The organism is Streptomyces sp. SID13726 (assembly GCF_010548375.1).
GTDB lineage: Bacteria > Actinomycetota > Actinomycetes > Streptomycetales > Streptomycetaceae > Streptomyces.
On the sequence record NZ_JAAGLY010000604.1, the window covers coordinates 1 to 416 of the forward strand.

The window sequence follows — 416 nt, forward strand, 5'->3', positions numbered from 1 at the left end:
CGCCTGCCGGCGATGGGGGAGCGTCGGCCGCGGCCGACGTCGGACAGGTCCGCGTGCGCACCGGGTACAAGGCCGCCCCGCGGACCCTGTCCGCCGGCCAGTGCGCCGCGCACACTCTGCGCCTGCTCGCCCTGGCCCAGCCCGAGGCCGACCGTGAGCCGTGGACCGACGCCCTGGCCCACGCGGGCGATGCGATCGGCTCATGGGACTGGGACGCGCGAATGCAAGGCGCCCTCGACCTGCGCCGCGCGTTCAAGGACCTGCCCGACCCGCTGCCGGCGAGCGTGCGCCCGGTCCGGCTCGTGGCCGCCTGGCTCACCCACGCCAGCGGCACCGGGCTCGTGCCCGTCACCGCCCGCCTCGCCGCGCACGTCCTCGATCTCGGACCCCGCGACGACGTCCTCGCCGCAGCCTGG

The 416-nt window shown here is 77.6% G+C and carries 1 protein-coding gene; it reads left to right on the forward strand.

Going from position 1 to position 416, the window contains the following annotated elements:
- Positions 1-53: 53 nt before the first annotated feature.
- Positions 54-416: hypothetical protein (locus G3I78_RS49345; RefSeq protein ID WP_164437198.1), on the forward strand; the 363-nt coding region annotated here is incomplete at its 3' end.